Genomic DNA, 17382 nt, shown 5'->3' on the forward strand with positions numbered 1-17382 from the left:
GAAGAGGTGGGGATAGATGAAAAAGTTCTTTTCTGGACTCATATTTATGAGTCTCTTGATTGTTTTTATTGGATCAGGAGTTATGTTGGTTCAAAATGTTGAGGATGAGGTTCAATATCATGAGATGGAAGAGCATATCGAAGAAGAAAAACAACTAATAGTAGAGGAAGAATATGAATTTGAAGAACTGGAAGAACAGGAAGAAATTGATGACGATATAATCGGTTGGATTACAATCGCAGATACAGCTATCGATTATCCGATTGTTCAAGCGGGTGACAATAGCTACTACTTATCGCATACCTGTTCAGGTGAAGAGTCTATTTATGGAAGCATTTTTATGGACTACCACAATGCCGCGGACTTTTCCGATAAACATACGATTCTATATGGGCACAATATGAAAAATGGATCCATGTTTCATGATTTAAATGACTACAGCGACCATGATTTTTTTGACGAGCATATTTATATTGACGTGTATAGTCAGGATGTTTACCGTAAATGGATGATTTTCTCTACTTATAATACAGAACCAAATTTCAATTACTTGGAGACGAAATTTGATTCAACGGAAGAATACTCAAATTTCTTGGACGAGATATTAGCCCATTCGCAGCTTAGTAATGAAAAAGTACAAGTAACCCCAGAGGATAAAATCCTGACCCTCTCCACATGCAGTAGAGAGCTAGAGAATGGAAGAAGAGTAGTCCATGCCAAATTGGTAGAAGAGGTAAGGGGCGTTGAAAAGACAGAATAGGTAGAAGGACGATTTATATAAACCTTCCTATAAATAGTGAAATTACTGACAAGGCTAAATCACTGGTTGTGGTTTAGTCTTTATTATGCAGATTAGAACTTTAGATGGAAAGGCTCCATGTGGTTTTGCTCTCGTCATAACAACAGTATTGGTAACGAAAAAGACTCTAGTTGAGTGGTTGCATAGTGTTACTTTGGATGACTGGATTCGTTTTTCAACTGTAATCCTATCCATAGCAAACCATAAAACAACCAAGTTAGGATCAAGAATCGAATCTATTCTTTTCATAATAGGTTCGATTCTTGTTCAAATTTATTTATCTAATATTTAAGTCTAGTAGGGAACAATAAATGGTTCGGAGTAGCGTCGGCGACTCCGGCAGGGGTAGGGAGACAGGTGAGACATAGCAACGGTACGCGACAGCGTTCGGCTATGGCTTACCCGCTCCCCCTGCGGAAAGCGTCCGTCGCAGCAGAGAACCACAGGTTCAAAGTTAGGAAAGCACTTATGACCTTCTTATCACTAGGAGGAATCGTAAGTGCTTTCACTTGTTTTATTCAGTATTTTGTAGTGGGCAAGATGTTGTATATAACATCCTTTTATTTTTTGTAATCGCTTTCAAATTGTTTTATAACAAATCTGTTTGACTCATTCTTTTTATAGTACAGTTTATTTTACTTATATGGTACAGATTTTATTTTTTCAGAAAAAACTTTGACTTATATTCATTTCTAAATAGAATATAATATCAGAAAAATGGCAGAAAATCACTGCTGCCAGTAGTTAAAAACCCTTTAAAACAAGATATAGTGGAAGTAATTGGACTCGAGTCCACAAATTGTTCAATATTTTTTTGATGATAGGGCTTTCATCTTTTTTCGGTTGGTTATATAATCTGTTACATAAGAAATTTACTTTCTGTTATACAAACAACTAGAGAGGCGGATAAAAACATGGAACAATGGAAAGGCTTTCAATTAGGAAATTGGAACAAAGAAATTAATGTTCGTGACTTCATTGTAAACAACATTACTGTATATGATAAAGACGATTCATTCCTAGCTGGACCAACAGAAGCTACTACAAAACTATGGGCACAAGTTATGGACCTAAACAAAAAAGAACGTGAGGCTGGTGGCGTTTTAGATCTAGATTCTAAAGTCGTTTCTACAATCACTTCTCACGGTCCTGGATACCTTAACAAAGAATTAGAAACAGTTGTAGGTTTCCAAACTGACGCTCCATTCAAACGTTCTTTACAACCATTTGGTGGAATTCGTATGGCTGAACAAGCTGCGAAATCTTATGGTTTCCATGTAGATGAAGAAGTAAAAGAAATCTTTACAAAATACCGTAAAACACACAACCAAGGTGTATTCGATGCTTACACAGATGAAATGATGTTAGCTCGTAAAGCTGGTATCATCACTGGTCTTCCAGATGCTTATGGCCGTGGTCGTATCATCGGTGACTACCGTCGTGTAGCTCTATACGGTGTAGACTTCTTAATTAACGAAAAGAAAAAAGACATGAAAAACATGGGCAAAGTTATGTCCGAAGACACAATCCGTCTTCGCGAAGAGCTTTCCGAGCAAATTCGTTCTTTAGGCGAATTAAAAGAAATGGCTGCTGCACACGGATTTGATATCTCTGCTCCAGCATCTAACGCTCGCGAAGCATTCCAATGGTTATACTTCGGATACCTTGCAGCGATTAAAGAGCAAAACGGAGCTGCAATGAGCTTAGGTCGTACATCTACTTTCTTAGATATCTACATCGAAAGAGATTTACAAAACGGTACATTAACAGAAGTGGAAGCACAAGAATTAGTTGACCACTTCGTTATGAAATTACGTCTTGTAAAATTCGCTCGTACACCTGATTACAACGAGTTATTCAGTGGTGACCCAACTTGGGTAACAGAATCAATCGGTGGTATCTCATTAGATGGAACACCTTTAGTAACGAAAAACTCATTCCGTTTCTTACACACATTATCAAACCTTGGACCAGCTCCAGAGCCAAACTTAACAGTTCTTTGGTCTACTAAGCTTCCAGAAGGCTTCAAAAAATTCTGTGCGAAAATGTCTATCCAAACAAGTGCGATTCAGTACGAAAACGATGACATCATGCGCTTAGAATACGGCGATGACTATGCAATTGCTTGCTGTGTATCTGCAATGCGTGTAGGTAAACAAATGCAATTCTTCGGAGCTCGTGCAAACTTAGCAAAAACATTACTATATGCAATCAACGGCGGTGTGGATGAAAAACTTAAAGTTCAAGTTGCTCCACGTTTCGCACCAATTACTTCTGATATCTTAGATTTCGATGAAGTAATGGCTCGTTTTGATACAATGATGGATTGGCTAGCTGAATTATATATCAACACATTAAATGTAATTCACTACATGCACGACAAATACGCATATGAAAGAATCGAAATGGCACTTCACGATACAAAGATCCTTCGTACAATGGCAACTGGTATCGCTGGACTAAGTGTTGTAGCTGACTCTTTAAGTGCTATTAAATATGGTCAAGTAAAAGTAATCCGTGACGAAAACGGTATTGCGGTTGATTTCGAAACAACTGGCGAATATCCTAAATACGGTAACAACGATGATCGCGTAGACCAAATGGCAGTAGACTTAGTAGAAACATTCATGACTAAGCTACGCAAACACGCTACTTACCGTAATTCTTTAACAACAATGTCTATTTTAACAATCACTTCTAACGTAGTGTATGGTAAGAAAACAGGTAACACACCTGATGGACGTCGTGCTGGTGAGCCATTCGCTCCTGGTGCAAACCCAATGCACGGAAGAGATACAAAAGGTGCATTAGCTTCATTAGCATCTGTTTCTAAGCTTCCATATGCACACGCTTTAGATGGTATCTCTAACACATTCTCTATGGTACCAAAAGCATTAGGTAAGGACGATGAAAGTCAAATTGCTAACTTAGCTGCAATTCTTGATGGATATGCATCTAAAGAAGGTCACCACTTAAATATCAACGTATTTAACCGTGATACTTTATTAGACGCTATGGAGCATCCAGAAGAATACCCACAATTAACAATTCGTGTATCTGGTTACGCAGTTAACTTCATTAAATTAACTCGTGAACAACAAATCGATGTAATTAACCGTACTTTCCACGGAAGTATGTAATACAGAAAGCAGTAGTGCCCTGTTTAAATCCTTCTAGACGAAAATCCACCTCCTAAAGCTTAGGAGGTGGGTGAGTCTACTAGGCGCTGTAGCTAGACAAAGACCAAATTCGGATGACACGCTGATAACAGTTGTTATTCTTTTTGGTCTTTTGTTTTACTAGGAACTATTTAGCTTCTTTGTGTATCTAGAACATAGGAGGAGAATTTTATGATACAAGGGAATATTCATTCCATCGAGACATGTGGTACAGTTGATGGTCCAGGAATCAGATATATTGTATTCACGCAAGGCTGCTTGCTTCGCTGTCAATATTGCCATAATGCCGATACTTGGGAAATCGGCACTGGTAAAACAATGACGGTGGATGAAATCATTCAAGATCTAGAAAGCTATCGTCCATTTATGGAGTCTTCAGGCGGTGGTATTACAATAAGTGGTGGAGAGCCTTTATTACAAATGCCTTTTATAACAGAGCTATTCAAGGCGTGTAAGGCGAAGGGGATTCACACAACGATTGATTCCTCCGGCGGGAATTTCTCTGAGCGTCCTGAATATCTAAGTCAATTAGATGAATTGCTTCAGTATACAGACCTTATTTTAGTTGATTTAAAGCATATTGATCGAGAGAAGCATAAGCGATTAACAGGTAAATACAATGACCATATTCTGAAATTCGCACAATATTTATCCGATAAAAACATTCCAGTTTGGATTCGCCACGTACTTGTACCAGGCGTAACAGATTTTGATGAATATCTAGATCGATTAGGTGAATTCATTGGTACCTTGAAGAACGTAGAGAAAGTGGAAGTGTTACCTTACCACAAGCTTGGGGAATATAAATGGGAAGCACTCAACTTGAAATACCCTCTAGAAGGTACAGAGCCACCAACAGAAGATCGCGTAAAAAATGCATACGAAAGACTAACTCGTCATTTGAAATAACCTGTTGGTTTAAGCTAATAAGAAGGACTCCGCTTTTGTGCAGAGTCCTTTTTTCATTGGTGGTATTTACGTGTTATTCGGAATATAGTTCCAAATAAAATCAATACAATTAGTACAATAGAAATGATGAATAATGGATGAGTTAAAATGTTCAATAGATGAAAAGGTGCTTTATGAACATAGACACACTTTATCCAATAATCGTCTTCTTTAACTGCAATTGCAGAAGAAGTTGATATGCCTTTTATCTCATAATATTTTGTTCCTATTGGATAAATGTTGGAGGCGTTACCGTGATAATCACCACTATTCCCATCAGGCTGTGTCTTTACTTCTCCTAGAACTTTACCGATTTTATCATTTTCGATAACGTCCTCTTGTTTCACTTCATAAACCTTTCCTTCCCAAACAACAAAATCGATCGCCCATGTCAATGCCTGAACCGAGAAAGAAGACATAATTACAAGTAATAGAGATAGAAAAGCAATTTTTTTAATATTACTCATCTCCTAACGTATTGTTAAATTAAATAGACGAAATTCCCCCTCTTTTCGTTACAAACGAATAAAAACATTAATTCCTTAAAACGTATTACTCTGCCAGCACATTTCATAAAACCATCACAACTTTCTGCCTAAACGTGCTTGTTTCATTGATTCCATTTCCCTAACATGAAAAGTAAGGTTAAGGGGGAAGGTCAGATGATGAGCGAGGCGTTGGAGTATCTTCAACTATTTTATAGAGAAACGGGCAAGTCGGAAGAAGAGCTTACTGAACGGATCACCCAAGTGAAAAAGGAAATAGAAGAAAAGGAAACTTACAATCAAACCGAGGAAGAGCTGGCGTATGGTGCGAAGGTTGCTTGGCGTAATAGCAACAAGTGCATTGGTCGTTTATTTTGGCGAAGCCTGCATGTGATAGATAAACGGGAACTAGTGGATGAAGATAGCATCTTTCAAGCATTGCTAGAGCATATTCAATTCGCTACAAATAAAGGGCGCATCAGACCAACCATCACCATTTTTTCTCCCGACCGGGTGAGAATTTGGAACCACCAGCTGATTCGCTATGCAGGATATGAAACGCCCGATGGGATAGTTGGAGACTCGGATTCTCTTGCATTTACAAAAGCTTGTGAACAGCTTGGATGGAAGGGGAGGGGCGGGCGCTTTGATGTCCTACCTTTAGTCATTCAAGTAGATGGAAAGAATCCTAGGTTTTACGATATACCGGAGGAGTATATTTTAGAGGTTCCGCTTAGACACCCGGAATATGACTGGTTCGAGGAACTAGAGTTAAAATGGTATGCGGTTCCGATGATTTCTAGCATGAAGCTGGAGATTGGCGGGATTTCTTATCCAGCTGCTCCTTTTAACGGCTGGTACATGGGAACGGAGATAGGTGCGAGAAACCTAGCGGATGATAATCGCTACAATATGCTGCCGGTGATTGCGGAGCGGATGGGATTACATACGAAATCGAATGCCTCCTTGTGGAAGGACCGAGCATTGGTGGAGCTTAACGCTGCAGTCCTTTATTCCTTTAAGGAAGACGGCGTGAGCATTGTCGACCATCACACTGCTGCTCAGCAATTCAAGAAATTCGAGGAGCTTGAGCAGGGGGCAGGCAGAGAAGTGACTGGCAACTGGTCTTGGCTCATTCCACCAATGTCTCCCGCAACCACTCATATTTTTCATAAGCCCTATGATAATAAAAAAGTTACACCAAATTATGTTTATCAAAAGCAGCCATATAAATAGGTGGAAGCGGATTTAATTCTGTAACAAAGTTTCCATAATCATTATTACTTACGCACTGAACGAAACGCTCAGTGCGTTTTTTTATTTATTAAATTCTATGCACCAGGCAAGAGCGTATGCAATACTGGAGGCGATTATGGTTGCGGCAAATAAATATAAAGGGAAAGCGGGATGTTCATATATGAGCCCAGTGGAAAAAACCATCATTGTCATTGCCAATATGGCAGAAAATGTGAAAGTCACATGAGAAGCTCTTGCTGCCTTATTAGTGATAACCAACTCCCGTTCATCAGCTTCCTGGAATTCTTCAAACTTTAATAGGAAGTTAGCCCGTTTTCTTGGCTTTAATTTAACAGAGATTACCATATAAATGATTATTAACATAAAGCTGACTACAAATGGCCATATGCTAAATTTCACTTCATCTAACACTATTTCTCCGCTTGCCAAGCCTCGATCAAATTCATCCATCAACCAGATATTCTCATACGCAAACCCCAATGTATATGCCATTAAGCCAACAATAATAATCTTGCTAAAAGTTTCGAAAATAACAATTCTGACTTTCCATCCTCCTTGAAAAAGATTTGTTCGATGGGTTCCTGAAACACTTCCGCAATATTCATCGCAAGTAATAACGAAGGCACATAGGTTCCTTTCTCCAACGCTATAATGGTCTGACGTGTTACACCTACTCTTTCAGATAAATCCTTTTGCGTAAGGTTAGATCTTGCTCGCAGTTCCTTCAACCGATTTTTTATTTCCATTTCTATCCTCCCCATCATATACCTTAAATGTAAAGAACTTCTTACAAAAAGTAAAGTATTTCTTACATTATACGCATAGGAAAATAAAAAAGTTTAGTTAGATCAGGTTGGGGATAAAGGTGGAAGAGGATTTTGGTACACTTCATGAAAAGCCGCTGGAGCAGTAAACATAAGGTTTCACAAAAAAATTACCGTCTCAGATTCAAGGCTGGACGGCTCATTCTATAAGTGCTGGTTCCTTGTATTTTTCTTTTTAATAAGGAAAAACCCACCTATGAAAGGGCAGAGAACCATAAAAAGCAGCAGTTGATCTAGACGAGTAACTTCGTCGATTTGATTATTGACCATCGAAACAACTCGGAAAATAAGCAGGATAGCATAAATGCTCAATGTATATAGTATATATTTTCGTGTAAATAGTAGTAGAAGAAAGAGTACCATACTCGTGACGATCGCCAGGATGCTCAAATCCTTCAGCTCTTCCAAGCTATAGCTTACAGGGATGTCTGCGGTCATCAATGTCTTCTTTATAAAAATCATGATCAATAAATTCAGCAATACGACCAAGCAGGTAGTGGATGAAATCATTTCTTTTAGCTTCATATTAATCTCCCGTCATATTGGGTGTATATTAATACATAGACATCAGCATCCAAGTAATAGTAGTGACAATAAAAATCCCTGAAAAGGTTAGCCAAAAAGCATTTTTCGTTATTTTTTCTTCTCCTTGATGCAATCTTTTCAACATCCCAATAAGGTTTAAACAGAAAACCATAGCAAAGATTGGGTTTAACAAAAATACTAAAAACACTTTTCCATCATCTCCCCATTTCTCCTATTACACATTCGCTTGAACGCTCGTTGTTTTATTATCTATACCTGGGAATTTCCTTTTTATTAGTTCATCTATTAACCAAAAACAGAAAGCGGTTATTGGGGAAGCTACCATAGAAAGATTTAATGTAAACAGGCCTATTGGAAAATCAATATTCGATAGAAGAAGGAGTCCGAAAATGATTCCGAAGATTAAGTGTATAATTAGGGCGATTACTGTACGGCTCTTAGCGGAAAGTCTTCTAGTGACATAATCCGATAGAATGGATACTGGTGCCCCGAATATAAGAACAAGTGGAAAAAGCCATAAACAGTTTTTTATAACGAGAAACGGGAAGTCGCTAGCTTTTCCGCCTTCATATACGAGGTTCAAAAGCAATATTCCCAAAGTAGTGGATACAAACGTACATAGGGAGGCTGCTATCAGTTTCCTTTTAATCACATTTTCACTTCTTTCGGTTTGGTTCCTTATAAACTGTTTTTCTCCTAATGTTTCATCCCATATTCATTTCCGCACTAATCATCCAAGTGATTGACGTAATGATATATACACCCGAAATGGTCAACCATAGGAAATTTTTATCAATGGCTTTTTCGCCCTGATTCGCTTTCTTGATGATTTCGACGAGATTAAAACAAAATACAATAGCTAAGATAGGATTTAATGAAGCTCATTTGAATGATTGAAAATAAAATATCTCCCATTTTAAACCTCCTTTAATCAATATTACCATTCAAGCGTATTTGTTAAAAGAAAAATCAGACTATTATAATAAAAAAACAAGCAGCCATGGAAACTGTGACTGGCTGCTTATCATGTAAATGGTTCATCGTGAAATTTCTTCGAGTGTATAAGGGGAAGCCTCTAGGATTTCTTTTAATCTAAAAAAGGCATCCCATAAGTAGAAACTTATGGAACACCTCCCAGCATTTATCTTCTTCATTTATCAATGAAATATGTCCTCGTAGGTATAGTATTCAACTTCTACTTGGAACTGGTTTGCCACTTTTTTTACACTGATATAAAGTCCCAAGACGCCATCTTTCTTTCGATCACTTTTTGGGAAGTCAATATAGGCGTATCCTTCACCGATTCCTTCAATTTGAAAGATATTAGCCTTAGCATCTTTTTTTACTTTGATGATCTTTTCGTCTTCCTTTCGGAGAACGAACTCACTAAAGTCGCCTTGCTCCTTCGTTAAGTCCACGGTCACCTTTGGTATAACTAAGATGGAAGCGGTTCGATAATAAAAATTATTTGGCTGAGCGCTACTTGATAGTGCGTAATTTACTTTTTTCCCGTTTTCATATTCAACTACCGCTAAATTTTCTGTTGGTTCGCTCAGTGATATACAAATCAGTGTTAAGTCCGCTAGATTACTATTCTCTGGACAAATCTTGAATGGAACATTTTCTTTTATTATTTTTCCGTCAGTCGACATCAGTGAGATTGCTTTCACCTTATCTTTAGCAGCTCTCAACCGAACATCTGTCGTCAAAACATCCTTTGTTTCTTCCATATCAGCGACTAACTTACCGTTTTGATTACTTACATGCACATAGAATTTTTTCGATTCAGACCCATTTTGTGTTTCATTTGCCCCAGAAATGACAAGCTTTTGAGTGCCGGTTTTTAAAGGGATAATTTGAAGTGCATCCGAGAAGGTTCTTGTTGGGATCACTTTTATAATAGAAGGTTCTACTTGCTCTGACGGGACATATTTATCCGCTTGGTAGTCATTGTAGCCCCTAAACTCAGACCAACCAAAATCCTTCCCTTTGAGCGTAATCTTATTAGCAGCTGTTTTTTCTGTGTTTGTAATGAGAACAGCGGCCTGTGCTCTAGTAATCGGTTGGTTGGGACTAAATGTAGTAGGGGAGGTGCCTGACGTAATACTTAGCTCATGTAACGTCATAATTGCATTTTGGTGACTCATCGCTTTATCAATGTCAGTAAATGGTGAAGATTGATAGTGATATTGATAGGAATGGAATCCAAATGTCTTTATTAGAATAGAAGCCATTTGTCCACGTGTGATGGGATCGTTTGGTCCAAAACGGCCATTCTCATATCCTTTGAAAATTCCTCTATCAACTGTTGCGGCAATTGCTCCATAGCTCCAAAGATTTTCATTTACATCTTGAAAGCCAGGGTTTTTCACATTCTTTGTTGGTAAATCTAATAGCTTGGCAATAATAGAAGCTGCCTGGCCACGAGTAATAGAGGCACCTGGATTGAAAGTGCCGTCGGGATAGCCCCCGATAATATTACGTTCAGCTAAATCATAAACAGCCTTGGCATAAGGTTTATGGGCAGGTACATCGGAAAATTCACGTTTCGTATTCTCTGCATCTGCAAAAACTTGAGTAGAAAGCATGGTAATACAAAGACTAAAAGCTACTAGATAGGAAAGTATTTTTTTAGTAACCAATGATATTCCTCCTTTTCAGTCTTGTAGTAACAATTTTCCGAAATTTTTTAAAGGATTGATAGGATGATAATAAGAGGCTAAGCTCTCCCTGACTAGTTTTATCCCTATTCTCGTGTGCTGAAATTCTATTACTTATAATAAGAGAGATAGGACTGTACTTTTTCTATCAACTGTCTTTTATTTCGAGAAAAAACTGCTCCACAGAAATTTTTAGTTCAGGCTCTGTCTCATAATAATGGTCACCAAGAGTGTTTAAGCTAAAATAAAATGTTCTCTCGCTATTTTCATAGAAATTGATTGAATAAAGGTATCCTTCTCGTTTCTCTTGATTTTCATCTGGAGTGAATACGATATCCTTAATCTCACTGATGAAATGGCTAATTTCTTCTTTCTCCTTGGTGTAAACTAATTCTCCGGTACTTCCATCTACTATTTCTATTTTCGTCACTTGATCTAGCCTTCCTTCATATTCCTTTTCTATGGTTGTAGGCTCAAGCCCACATCCTGAAAGAAATGTACAGCATAACAAAGGAATAAGCATTCGCTTCACAGTAATCCCTCCATATGAGATTAGACGGCCTTTGAAACTGAGCGTTACAGTTTTTAGTTATCTTCATTCATTTCTCTTAAGTACTCTGCGATATCCTCAGGCAGCTCCTCCGTATGGAGAATGTATAGCTGGTTTGTACCTGGAGAGGTCTCCAATAATATGGACCCATTTTTACCGTATTCTAAAATAGTAAACTGTCTGATTTTGGAGGGACTGACCCTATCCACCATGATATTTTCATATTGTTCTCTTGTAAAACGGCTTTCTTCTTTATCGAGAGCAAGTTTCTTCACATCCTCATATTCATCGGAGCGAATGATATGGTAGTATAAATCCAATGAATTTTTTGGCTTAATTAAAATAGGGTAAAGCAACACACAGATAGTCACTAGAAACAATGTAATAATAATCATGAATTGGTATTTTCCTAATTGGATGGTGAACAACCCCTCTCTTTATTTCTATAATAAACCAATTTTTAGCAAAAAAGGTATTTGGAGTGTAAAAAATATACCGCCAAGTATTTTGGCGGTTTAAATTCTTTCCTAATCTATTCCTCTGATACAAAGCAATCCTTACCCGCATGCAGACCAGCAAGCAATAGTAAGATGGACGTCAAGATGAACAGCAGAATCGGACCATTCCAGCTGTCGGTAACATCATGTATATAGCCAAAAAACACTGGACCAATTGCAGCTAGCAGGTAGCCTAGCGATTGAGCAATTCCTGATAGTTCCGCTGCCTCCATGGGCGTTCGGGACCTTAGAGAGAAGAACATCATAACAAGTCCGAATGATGCGCCACCTGCTAGACCTAATATAATCATCCACAACAAGGTTTGGGACACATCCCCAAATAATAAGCCGGTAAAACCAATAACATTGAGGATGGAAAATAACCAGACTAGTGATCGTTGATTCTTCATTCGTCCTGCTAAAATCGGTATTAAAAAGGTCATAGGAAGCTGAGCAAATTGCATGATGGATAGCATCCAGCCGGAAAGATCAGCATCCATTCCTTTTGTTTGTAAAATTTCAGGTATCCATGCCGCCATCGTGTAAAAAATCAAAGACTGGAGCCCCATAGCTAGCGTAATGGTCCAAGTTAGTGGTGATGTTAAAATGGAGCGATGACCTGTCTCGCCTGCTGGAGAGGATTCAAGTGATTCTTTTTTCTTTCCGCCAAGCTGCGGAATCCATATAATACATGCGAGCACTGCTAGAATCGCCCAGCATCCAAGTGCTCCCTGCCAGCCAAAATTTGTACCTGAGGCAATGGGATAGCTAATCCCTGCTCCAAGTCCGGCAGATAAATTCATGGACACTGTAAAAATTCCAGTCAGTAATCCAATATGCAAAGGAAACTTTCGCTTGATCAAGCTTGGAAGCAGAACGTTCCCAAAAGAGATTGCTACTCCGATAAGAACTGTCCCGAATAATAAAAGAAAGGTAATTCCTGATGAGCGGGTGACAATTCCAACTGCAAGCAGGATGGTGGAGAGAAACAATGTCCATTCAATTCCAAACTTTTTTGCCACCTTAGGAGCAAAGGGAGAAACGACAGCAAATGCTAAAAGTGGAATAGTCGTAATAAAGCCAGCCAACACATTGGAAATAGATAACGCATCTTTTATGATAGAAATAATTGGGCCTACTGAAGTTAGCGGGGCCCTTAGCGTAGAGGATAGGAAGATTACTCCGAGTATTAATAGGAGCATTGTTTTTTTGTCCATTACTTTTGATGTCATATTCAGTTCACCTCTATACATCTCGATAAGTCACACTCTACACCCTCCAATTTAAAACTTCAACTAACTCATAAAATGATGAAATATACATAAAAACACATAGTAAATTATGGTAAAATAGCAGGAAGGGGGTTAGAGGATGACAAAAGAAAAAATCCTTTCATTACAAGGTCTTTCCAAGAAGTTTGGCAGTAAGCAGGTATTAAACGGTATCGATTTAGATGTATATAGTGGCCAAATCATCGGCTACATCGGGCCAAACGGAGCGGGTAAGTCAACTACAGTAAAGTTAATGCTTGGATTAATTGAAGGTTATAAAGGCAAGATCGAGATATTTGGAAAGGATATTGCGGATGGAGATATTTCCTACAAAAAGAGAATTGGCTACGTTCCCGAAATAGCGGATATGTATGAAAATCTAACTGCCAGTGAATACCTTACGTTTGTTGGAGAGCTATATGGGCTTACATCTGAGGAGGCGGAACAGAAGGCCTCAGCACTAATGAAAGAGTTTCAGCTGGCAGAAGTCTTCCATCAGCGTCTTGCCTCTTATTCCAAGGGAATGAAACAAAAAGTGATGATTATCTCCAGTCTGCTCCATGACCCTGACCTGTTATTTTTGGATGAGCCGCTTAGCGGATTAGACGCTAATAGTGTGATGGTCATCAAAGAAATCCTTGCAAAGCTTGCAAGCAGCGGGAAAACCATCTTTTATTCCTCGCACATCATGGATGTGGTGGAGAAAATCAGTAACCGGATTGTCTTGCTAGTGGATGGGAAGGTGGTCGCGGACGGAACCTTTGAGGAACTTCAAAACCAAGATATGGAGCGTTCCCTTGAGGAAATCTTTAACCAGCTGACCGGGTTTCATGAGCAAGAGGAGATTGCCAATCGATTTGTTGGGATTGTAAGTGGAGGTAAAGAAAATGGATGATTTTCGCCTCCTACAATTTTTAGATAAGTTCCAAGCCTTCTTTCGCAAGATGGATATCGACTACGGTGCAATGCGAGCAATACTCCAGTTGAAGCTTACGATGGATGGTCGTCGTATGCCTGCCATCATTGAAGGAACGAAGCAGAAGAAAGAAGGCAATAAGTTTTACAAGTCTCTCTGGATTTACGGCTTGTACGGGCTGCTCATGCAGACACCGTTTCTATTCTTTGGAGATAATTATATGTTTGGCATGGGCATCATGTTTAGTGTGCTGCTTTTTTTCTTAATGAGCTCCATGGTATCCGATTTTTCCTCTGTTTTATTAGATGTACGAGATAAAAACAATCTATTGGCCCGACCGATCAATAAAAGAACGTTGAATACTGCGAAAGTGATACATGTTGGCTACTACATATCGCTTCTTACTTTATCTTTTGTCGCAGTGCCTCTAGTCGTCAGTATCTTTGTACAAGGAATCCTTTTTACACTTATTTTCTTACTATCAGTAATACTTGTTGCATTGCTATCTTTGACGCTAACGGCACTTGCTTATTATGTAATTTTACGATTCTTTAGCGGAGAAAAGCTGAAGGATATGATTTCTTATGTACAGATTGCACTAGCTATCTTTATCATGGTTGGCTATCAATTTTTCGGGCGGGTATTTGAAATCAGCAACCTGGATCTGACTTATACCTTCCAGTGGTGGCATGTCATTCTTCCTCCGCTCTGGTTCAGTGCCCCATTTGAACTTTTCTTGAATCAACAAACTGACTCACCAATTATACTTCTCTCTATTCTAGCGATCACCATACCGGCTGTAGCCATCATCGTTTATGTACGCAGTATGCCTGGCTTCGAACGGGGCTTGATTAAGCTACAAACAGATTCTGCTAAAAGGAAAAAAGAGAAAGCGATATTCACAAATTTATGGGCAAAGCTAATTTGTACTTCTCCAGAGGAACGCACGATTTTCCGCTTTTCTTCTAAGATGATTACAAAAGAACGAGAGATGAAAATAAAGCTCTATCCATTGCTGGCCTTTTCTTTTCTTATTCCAATTATTTTCTTCTTTAATAACTACCGAGTGTCTTCATTAGAGGAAATTAAACAGGGGAGTGGCTTTTTAAACATTTATTTCTCCTTGCTAATGATTCCGACCATTGTTCATATGCTGCAGTATTCTCCTGCGTATAAGGCAATCTGGGTCATGCGGGTTGCTCCTATTGCGAACAAGAGCATCTTTTATTCAGCGACCTTAAAGGCAGTGCTCGTTAAATATTTCTTGCCGATTTATCTACTTCTATGTATTTTTCATTCTTGGTTATACGGATGGGGGATTCTACTCGACTTGGCAATTGTCCTGCTAGCAGCCATTTGTACGACCGTTTTAACATATAAAATATTAAACGGAGAAATATATCCTTTTTCAGAGTCAGCTGAGACAATAGAAAATACCAGTACGATTAAAACCTTTACTACTATGGCGGCCATTGGTGTGTTCGCTGTTGTGCATTTTATGATTGGTAAGTTGCCGTACGGTAAACTAGCTCTCGTGTTTCTTCTACTATTGGGGATTCCGATCATGTGGAAGCTAGTGTTCCCAAGTGCCAAGAAAGGGGCTGTGACGAATGGATAAAGAAAGCATCCTTCGACTAATCGAACAAGATGACTGGATGATGGGCATTATCCAGACAGCAGCAAGCCTTGGCCTGCCAGATTGGTGGGTCTGCGCTGGCTTCGTCCGCTCTAAGATATGGGACGCTCTGCACAATAAAACAGAAAGAACCCCCCTAGCCGATATCGATGTCATCTATTTTGATCCATCCTGCCTAGACGAGCAGGTGGAAAAGCAATATGAGGAGCAGCTTAGAAAAATACATCCTGGCGAGCCGTGGTCTGTGAAAAATCAAGCGAGAATGCATACAATCAACCATCTTCCGCCGTTCACTTCTGCTGTCGAAGGTATTGCAAGCTTTCCAGAAACCGCAACAGCGGTGGGAATAAAAATAGAACAAGGAGCACTCATCCTAACTGCTCCACACGGCATACAGGATTTAGTCAGCCTAACCATCTGTCCCTCACCCGGCTACGAAAGCGGCCCACTCCACAACATCTACCAAACGAGAGTGACAAAGAAAAATTGGCAAAAGGCATGGCCAGCGCTTCAGTTTAAATAGAGAGTAAAGAGCTTGGAGAACCAAGCTCTTTTTTATTTTGGGGGGGATTGCGCAATATCTAATTACCAATAAACCCCTTTTGTCGACTAAATAACCAATAAACGCAAGTAAACTGGCTCCAATCGCAAGTAAAGGCTACGATATCGCAAGTAACCAATCGGTAACCGCAAGTAACACCCTGGTAACCGCAAGTAATGAGGGATATGTCGTACGTATTGCCAGTTTGTTGCCAATCTGGAGCTTTCTGAATCGAATGGTACAACAAATAATTTCCAGTAAATTTCCGATAAGTGACTAAATCGCCAACGAAAGCGACTAAAACTTATGTGAACGCGACTAAATCCTCCGCGAAAGCGACTAAATTGAAGTTGAAAGCGACTAAATTGATAATGAGGGCGACTAACGAGAAATTCACCCTTGCCAATGGCTGTGCGAGCACAAGAATTATGGGGCTCACCTCATTAATTATCATACATCTTCCAATTATCTGTTTTTCGAATGAATTGCCACGGTTTTTTCGGTAATTTCCGTTTGGCAATCAACCGACCCACCCCCAACCACGGTACCTGCCGAATCTATCAAGCATCCACTAACTCTAACAACCCGACACATCCCAACCCCCCACACCATTTCCACAAACATCCACCAAGATAAGCACCCATTGGGCACATGTTGCATATGATGTTATGACTTGAAGACAAGGAGGAAAAAAATGAAATACTTACGCCATATTGTAACGAAGGCTGTTGTTGCCAAAGGTAAAAAGAGAACGGAATCAAGTGAAACACTTCGTCCACCGAATGCACCATCTAGCATATTAGGGTGTTGGGTAATTAATCATTCGCACCAGTCCAAGAAACACGGGAATTATGTAGAGGTAACTGGTAAGTACGATGTAAACGTATGGTATGCACATCATGATCATTCGAAAACTTCTGTTTACACTGAAACGATTAATTATAAAGATCGTGTTAAACTGCACTATCGTGACAAAGATACAACAGGTGAAGAGGTGCATGTGCGTGTTCTTCAGCAGCCAAATTGCACAGAGGCGATTATTGCAAACAATGGCTCTTGCTTCCAGGTAACAGTGGAGAGGGAATTGCTGGCAGAGGTAGTGGGGGAAACGACGATTGTGATTCAAGTGCATGACCAAGATTTCGAAGAGGAATGGGCATTTAATGAGGAAAGCTCCAGCTCTTCCAGTTCTTCTAGCTCTTCTAGCTCTTCTAGCAGTGCAGAGCATGATGAGTCATCTTCGCTTTAAAAAGCCGGGTTCGCTCGGCTCTTT

Annotated in this window: 18 protein-coding genes; 8 read left to right on the top strand and 10 right to left on the bottom strand. The window is 39.3% G+C overall.

All coding sequences use genetic code 11. The annotated features are described in order from the left end of the window. The first annotated feature begins 16 nt into the window (after positions 1-16). The 3 genes from srtB to pflA all read left to right on the top strand — a co-directional run bounded on the left by srtB (position 17) and on the right by pflA (position 4887). Positions 17-760, top strand: coding sequence for a class B sortase (gene srtB, locus AC1ECF_RS05265; RefSeq protein WP_480388353.1), 744 nt, complete (start codon positions 17-19; stop codon positions 758-760). A 953-nt stretch (positions 761-1713) separates the two neighbouring features. Next, the gene (pflB, locus tag AC1ECF_RS05270) at positions 1714-3939 is read left to right on the top strand and encodes a formate C-acetyltransferase (protein WP_480388354.1); all 2226 of its coding nucleotides are present in this window, start codon (positions 1714-1716) and stop codon (positions 3937-3939) included. 210 nt (positions 3940-4149) lie between these two features. Further along, positions 4150-4887 (top strand): pyruvate formate-lyase-activating protein, encoded by a 738-nt coding sequence (gene pflA / locus AC1ECF_RS05275; RefSeq protein ID WP_480388355.1) that lies wholly within the window; start codon positions 4150-4152, stop codon positions 4885-4887. 53 nt (positions 4888-4940) lie between these two features. Here the strand turns inward: pflA and AC1ECF_RS05280 are convergent, their stop codons facing one another. Next, a complete protein-coding gene (locus AC1ECF_RS05280; RefSeq protein WP_480388356.1) occupies positions 4941-5393 on the bottom strand; it encodes a hypothetical protein in 453 nt (150 codons plus the stop codon). A 195-nt stretch (positions 5394-5588) separates the two neighbouring features. Here AC1ECF_RS05280 and AC1ECF_RS05285 point away from each other — a divergent pair, with 195 nt between their 5' ends. Further along, positions 5589-6647, top strand: a complete 1059-nt coding sequence (locus AC1ECF_RS05285; RefSeq protein ID WP_480388357.1) for a nitric oxide synthase oxygenase — start codon at positions 5589-5591, stop codon at positions 6645-6647. 81 nt (positions 6648-6728) lie between these two features. Here the strand turns inward: AC1ECF_RS05285 and AC1ECF_RS05290 are convergent, their stop codons facing one another. The 9 genes from AC1ECF_RS05290 to AC1ECF_RS05330 form a co-directional block, all read right to left on the bottom strand. Then, entirely contained in the window at positions 6729-7121 is a 393-nt protein-coding gene (locus AC1ECF_RS05290) for a hypothetical protein (RefSeq protein WP_480388358.1), read from the bottom strand. 38 nt (positions 7122-7159) lie between these two features. Next, positions 7160-7414 carry a helix-turn-helix transcriptional regulator gene (locus AC1ECF_RS05295; protein WP_480388359.1) on the bottom strand — a complete coding sequence of 85 codons (255 nt, stop codon included), beginning with the start codon at positions 7412-7414 and terminating at the stop codon, positions 7160-7162. Between the two features lie 222 nt (positions 7415-7636). After that, entirely contained in the window at positions 7637-8017 is a 381-nt protein-coding gene (locus tag AC1ECF_RS05300) for a hypothetical protein (RefSeq protein ID WP_480388360.1), read from the bottom strand. A gap of 28 nt (positions 8018-8045) precedes the next feature. Next, positions 8046-8225 carry a hypothetical protein gene (locus AC1ECF_RS05305; RefSeq protein ID WP_480388361.1) on the bottom strand — a complete coding sequence of 60 codons (180 nt, stop codon included), beginning with the start codon at positions 8223-8225 and terminating at the stop codon, positions 8046-8048. Positions 8226-8252: 27 nt separating this feature from the next. After that, entirely contained in the window at positions 8253-8690 is a 438-nt protein-coding gene (locus tag AC1ECF_RS05310) for a hypothetical protein (RefSeq protein WP_480388362.1), read from the bottom strand. Positions 8691-9195: 505 nt separating this feature from the next. Further along, positions 9196-10680 carry an S-layer homology domain-containing protein gene (locus tag AC1ECF_RS05315; protein WP_480388363.1) on the bottom strand — a complete coding sequence of 495 codons (1485 nt, stop codon included), beginning with the start codon at positions 10678-10680 and terminating at the stop codon, positions 9196-9198. Positions 10681-10846: 166 nt separating this feature from the next. Then, positions 10847-11221, bottom strand: coding sequence for a hypothetical protein (locus AC1ECF_RS05320; protein WP_480388421.1), 375 nt, complete (start codon positions 11219-11221; stop codon positions 10847-10849). A 62-nt stretch (positions 11222-11283) separates the two neighbouring features. Further along, the gene (locus AC1ECF_RS05325) at positions 11284-11643 is read right to left on the bottom strand and encodes a hypothetical protein (RefSeq protein WP_480388364.1); all 360 of its coding nucleotides are present in this window, start codon (positions 11641-11643) and stop codon (positions 11284-11286) included. Between the two features lie 137 nt (positions 11644-11780). Beyond that, entirely contained in the window at positions 11781-12977 is a 1197-nt protein-coding gene (locus AC1ECF_RS05330) for a CynX/NimT family MFS transporter (protein WP_480388365.1), read from the bottom strand. Between the two features lie 139 nt (positions 12978-13116). Here AC1ECF_RS05330 and AC1ECF_RS05335 point away from each other — a divergent pair, with 139 nt between their 5' ends. The 4 genes from AC1ECF_RS05335 to cotE all read left to right on the top strand — a co-directional run bounded on the left by AC1ECF_RS05335 (position 13117) and on the right by cotE (position 17358). After that, positions 13117-13911, top strand: coding sequence for an ABC transporter ATP-binding protein (locus AC1ECF_RS05335; protein WP_480388366.1), 795 nt, complete (start codon positions 13117-13119; stop codon positions 13909-13911). After that, complete coding sequence (locus tag AC1ECF_RS05340) at positions 13904-15550, top strand: hypothetical protein (protein ID WP_480388367.1); 1647 nt, start codon at positions 13904-13906, stop codon at positions 15548-15550. The genes AC1ECF_RS05335 and AC1ECF_RS05340 overlap by 8 nt, the downstream gene beginning before the upstream one ends. After that, a complete protein-coding gene (locus tag AC1ECF_RS05345) occupies positions 15543-16091 on the top strand; it encodes a nucleotidyltransferase family protein (RefSeq protein WP_480388368.1) in 549 nt (182 codons plus the stop codon). The genes AC1ECF_RS05340 and AC1ECF_RS05345 overlap by 8 nt, the downstream gene beginning before the upstream one ends. Positions 16092-16803: 712 nt before the next feature. Next, the gene (gene cotE / locus AC1ECF_RS05350) at positions 16804-17358 is read left to right on the top strand and encodes an outer spore coat protein CotE (protein WP_480388369.1); all 555 of its coding nucleotides are present in this window, start codon (positions 16804-16806) and stop codon (positions 17356-17358) included. Positions 17359-17382: the final 24 nt, after the last annotated feature.

This window comes from Psychrobacillus sp. Z3-81, assembly GCF_056620325.1.

Bases quoted from the DNA above. Each gene is read 5' to 3' on its own strand.
- srtB (WP_480388353.1), top strand. From the start codon at position 17: ATGAAAAAGTTCTTTTCTGGACTCATATTTATGAGTCTCTTGATTGTT.
- AC1ECF_RS05295 (WP_480388359.1), bottom strand. From the start codon at position 7,414: ATGGAAATAAAAAATCGGTTGAAGGAACTGCGAGCAAGATCTAACCTT.
- pflB (WP_480388354.1), top strand. From the start codon at position 1,714: ATGGAACAATGGAAAGGCTTTCAATTAGGAAATTGGAACAAAGAAATT.
- cotE (WP_480388369.1), top strand. From the start codon at position 16,804: ATGAAATACTTACGCCATATTGTAACGAAGGCTGTTGTTGCCAAAGGT.
- AC1ECF_RS05340 (WP_480388367.1), top strand. From the start codon at position 13,904: ATGGATGATTTTCGCCTCCTACAATTTTTAGATAAGTTCCAAGCCTTC.
- AC1ECF_RS05335 (WP_480388366.1), top strand. From the start codon at position 13,117: ATGACAAAAGAAAAAATCCTTTCATTACAAGGTCTTTCCAAGAAGTTT.
- AC1ECF_RS05285 (WP_480388357.1), top strand. From the start codon at position 5,589: ATGATGAGCGAGGCGTTGGAGTATCTTCAACTATTTTATAGAGAAACG.
- AC1ECF_RS05325 (WP_480388364.1), bottom strand. From the start codon at position 11,643: ATGATTATTATTACATTGTTTCTAGTGACTATCTGTGTGTTGCTTTAC.
- AC1ECF_RS05300 (WP_480388360.1), bottom strand. From the start codon at position 8,017: ATGAAGCTAAAAGAAATGATTTCATCCACTACCTGCTTGGTCGTATTG.
- AC1ECF_RS05345 (WP_480388368.1), top strand. From the start codon at position 15,543: ATGGATAAAGAAAGCATCCTTCGACTAATCGAACAAGATGACTGGATG.
- AC1ECF_RS05280 (WP_480388356.1), bottom strand. From the start codon at position 5,393: ATGAGTAATATTAAAAAAATTGCTTTTCTATCTCTATTACTTGTAATT.
- AC1ECF_RS05330 (WP_480388365.1), bottom strand. From the start codon at position 12,977: ATGACATCAAAAGTAATGGACAAAAAAACAATGCTCCTATTAATACTC.
- pflA (WP_480388355.1), top strand. From the start codon at position 4,150: ATGATACAAGGGAATATTCATTCCATCGAGACATGTGGTACAGTTGAT.
- AC1ECF_RS05320 (WP_480388421.1), bottom strand. From the start codon at position 11,221: ATGCTTATTCCTTTGTTATGCTGTACATTTCTTTCAGGATGTGGGCTT.